A 3,246-nucleotide genomic window follows, 5' to 3' on the forward strand; every position below is an offset into this window, starting at 1 on the left:
GTTCAGCGCCTGCAGCATGGTTTCGTCGTGCTGGTGTTCGTGGCTGACCACCATCCCGAACGCGAAATTCTCTTCGGGCTCGTCGGGTGAGCGGTCCAGGGCGTCCCGCGCGGCCGCCCGGACGGTGCGGCAATACGCCCGCGCCCGGCCCGGGGATAGCAGCGGCAGGTCCACTCGGGTGGCCCGTGAATGAACGAACGCGTCGTAAAGACCCTCGACATCCGGCGGCAGCATGCCCGGGCGGTCGGGATCACCGCCGCGCAGCAGCCACAGTTCTTCTTGCTGGCCGATGTGCGCCAAGTCCCACACCAAAGGGCTCATCAGCGGGTCGTCCTGGCGGCGCAGTTCGTCATCGTCGAAATCCACCAGCAGCAGGGTGCGCTCGCGTGCCCGCGCCAGGTCGCGAGCCAGCTGTTCCCGTACGCTCACAACTCCCCTTGGGCCAGACGCGCGACCGTGGGCGCGATGCCGTGGCCGATCACCTGGTCGGAGAAGTCGTCGGCCGGACACCGACCCTGCTCGACCGCCTGGACCAGCCGCTGCATTGCCTCGTCCAGGTTGGCTGGTACCCGCTCGGCCGCAGCGGCCACACACCGGTTGGCCGCCAGGTAGAGCCGCCGGTCACCCAACCCGATCCGGGCAGCAGTGTCCCATGCCGTCGCCACCGGTTCGACGGCCTCGGCGGCGATATCGGCGGCAACCGGGTCGTCCAGCAGCGCCACCAGCGTGAAGACGATCGCGGGCCACATGTCGTCCGGGACGCTGTCGAGATAGCGGATCTCCAGCCATCGGCGCGGGCGCACCGGCGGGAACAGCGTGGTGAGGTGGTAGTCGAGGTCGGCGACTGTCGGGCGCCGGCCGCCGAGCAGCATGCGGCCGTCAGCCCAGTCGGTGAACGGCACGTAGTGCGCGACCGGCACGGCGTCAGGATTGAACACCAGCATCACCGGGGCCTTCAGTGCGTAACGCGCCCAGTCGGTGCCGGGATCGTCGCCGCTTGCCGTCAACACCGGCCCGCAGCGCGCCGAGTCCAGCTGACCCCACACTCGCTGCCGGGTCGACTGCCATCCGGAGAACTTTCCGCCCAGCATTGGAGAATTGGCGGCGATCGCGATCATCGTCGGCCCCAGCGCGTGCGCGAGCCGCACCCGCGCCGCCCACCCCGTCTGCGGGCCGGCGTCCACGTTGACCTGAATCGACGCGGTCGAGGTCATCATCGCCGCGCCCGCCGCCCCGCTGTGGCTGGCGGCGAAGAACTGCTCCATGGCGCGATAGCGCGCGCCCGGGTTGACCCGCAGGGCGGGGCGCAACGGGTCCGCGCCCAACGACACCAGGCCCAGGCCGGCGCGGGCGAACGCCGACCGCAGCACCGCCTGGTCGCTGGTGATCGCATCGATCGCCGGGAGAACGCCGTCGAGCGGCGGGCTGGAAAGTTCGACGGCACCGCCGGGTTCGACACTGACCGCACTGCCGCCGGGCAGCGCGGGAAGCTCCGCCAGGACGTCGCTGATTTCTGTCCAGCTGGGCCTGCGGCGTGGATTGGCCGGGTCGTAGCAGTGGGCCTCGATTTCCAAACCGACCCGACCCAGCGGGCCGTCCGCCAGGCAGCTGTCGGTGATGCACTGCGCGGCGGCCGCGGAACTGGCCAGTTCGGCCTCTGCCAACCGAGCGCCGGCCAGCTGCGACGCGACCGCCATATTCACCGTTCCCTCCCGGCCCCAACGCGGTGCGTCGTCGGAGCGTGGTTGCGCGCGGTTATCCCGGACGATAGCCACCCACAGTCAATCTTGCAGACGGCACCGACATATTCCCGGCCGTCGGTAGTGGCGATCGCAAGCGCGGCGGAGCCGGGCGCAGCGGGTCGCCACCATCAGACTGTCCGGTTACTGGCCCAGCGTGTTCTGCATGGCGCCGGCCAGCGCGTTGACCGCCGGCCCGCCGTTGCCGGACTGGCAGACCTTGGCCTGCAGCAGCACGTTCTCACGCAGCCGGGTCTGGTTGAAGCAGCGACGATCGGTGCCGGCTTCCTGTTTGGTCCAGGCCGCGTCGGTCGCAGACGCCGGCCCGCCGTCGAACGACCACACCTGGGTGATGCCGTTGTCCAGGTGCATTGCGGTGGTCTGCCCGGAACAGCCGACCGTGCGGTCCACCACGCGGTGGAATGCGCGAGTCGCGGCGTCGCCGCTGGCGAACACCCCCACCGCCTGCTTGACGAAGTGGGTCTGGTCGGTGGCCGACGTCTGGGTGACGGCGCTGTTGAACGACGCCAGGTCCGGGTCGTTGTAAACCTCCGGCAAGCCGATGTCGGCCCAGTTGTTGCACACCGGGTCGTCGACCCAATATCCCTGGTAGGGATCGGTGGACACCGATTCCCATCGCATCGGGCCGCCGACGATGTTGCCCACCGAGCCCTTGCCCAGCACCGCGTAATTCACCACCCCCGGCTCCGAGGGGCGCGCGTTGGCGAGCGGCAACGCTGCAAGGACCGCGCCGACCGCTATCCCGACGCCCAGCGCCGCGACGGCGACGCGCACCGGGCTACACCTTGGCCGAGACGTCGATGTCGACGTTTCCACGGGTGGCGTTGGAATACGGGCAGACCTGATGGGCCTGGTGCACTAGGTCGTCGGCGGCCTTCTGGTCGAGCCCGGGCAGGGTGCCGACGATGTTGCCCGTCAGCCCGAAACCGCCCTCCGGCGTGCGGCCGATGCCGATCTTGACGGTTACCTCGGTGTTGTCGGGAAGCTTGACCTTGCTTCTGCCTGCCACCAGCCGCAGCGCGCCGAGGAAGCATGCGGCATAGCCGGCGGAGAAGAGTTGCTCCGGGTTCGTGCCTTCGCCGCTGCCGCCCATCGGCTTGGGCGGACGGGTCTCGAGGTCGAGGTGACCGTCAGACGACTTCACGTGCCCGTCGCGGCCGCCTCCGGTGGCAGTGGACTCTGCGGTGTAGATGGCTTCGATGCTCATAGGGCTCGATCATGCCAACAAGACATCCCAAACAGAAGCCCGGCCGATAAAGCGCTCCGGGATGCGCCAACCCGCACCGGCCAGCTGGCCAATAACCTGGCCAATGACGTTGTGCGCCGGGCAATCTGGATGCTTGCCGTGAATATGCCTGAGCCACAGAAACTTTGGCAGGACACAGCCAGCGATCTTGCGCCGTACCTTAGCTACGGACTCGGCGGTGGCGGCGGCGGCGTCTGGGCAGGACCACCCGGTAGCATACCTGGACCCATGCCCGGGCCG

At 69.1% G+C, this 3,246-nt stretch carries 4 protein-coding genes; all 4 read right to left on the minus strand.

Annotation, left to right across the window (positions count from 1 at the left end):
• A partial coding sequence (locus ACFE99_RS24265; protein ID WP_375489318.1) for a DinB family protein occupies positions 1-429 on the minus strand: 429 nt, incomplete at its 3' end.
• Complete coding sequence (egtA, locus tag ACFE99_RS24270) at positions 426-1,697, minus strand: ergothioneine biosynthesis glutamate--cysteine ligase EgtA (protein WP_375489324.1); 1,272 nt, start codon at positions 1,695-1,697, stop codon at positions 426-428. The genes ACFE99_RS24265 and egtA, both read right to left, overlap by 4 nt.
• Positions 1,698-1,883: 186 nt before the next feature.
• The gene (locus ACFE99_RS24275; protein WP_375489320.1) at positions 1,884-2,534 is read right to left on the minus strand and encodes a sensor domain-containing protein; all 651 of its coding nucleotides are present in this window, start codon (positions 2,532-2,534) and stop codon (positions 1,884-1,886) included.
• A gap of 4 nt (positions 2,535-2,538) precedes the next feature.
• Positions 2,539-2,967, minus strand: coding sequence for an organic hydroperoxide resistance protein (locus ACFE99_RS24280; protein WP_375489322.1), 429 nt, complete (start codon positions 2,965-2,967; stop codon positions 2,539-2,541).
• Positions 2,968-3,246: the final 279 nt, after the last annotated feature.

Source organism: uncultured Mycobacterium sp. (assembly GCF_964249325.1).
Classification (GTDB): domain Bacteria; phylum Actinomycetota; class Actinomycetes; order Mycobacteriales; family Mycobacteriaceae; genus Mycobacterium.

What these genes read in the sequence shown, in the direction of transcription:
- egtA (WP_375489324.1), bottom strand. Translation starts at nt 1,697, where the DNA reads ATGGCGGTCGCGTCGCAGCTGGCCGGCGCTCGGTTGGCAGAGGCCGAA.
- ACFE99_RS24280 (WP_375489322.1), bottom strand. Translation starts at nt 2,967, where the DNA reads ATGAGCATCGAAGCCATCTACACCGCAGAGTCCACTGCCACCGGAGGC.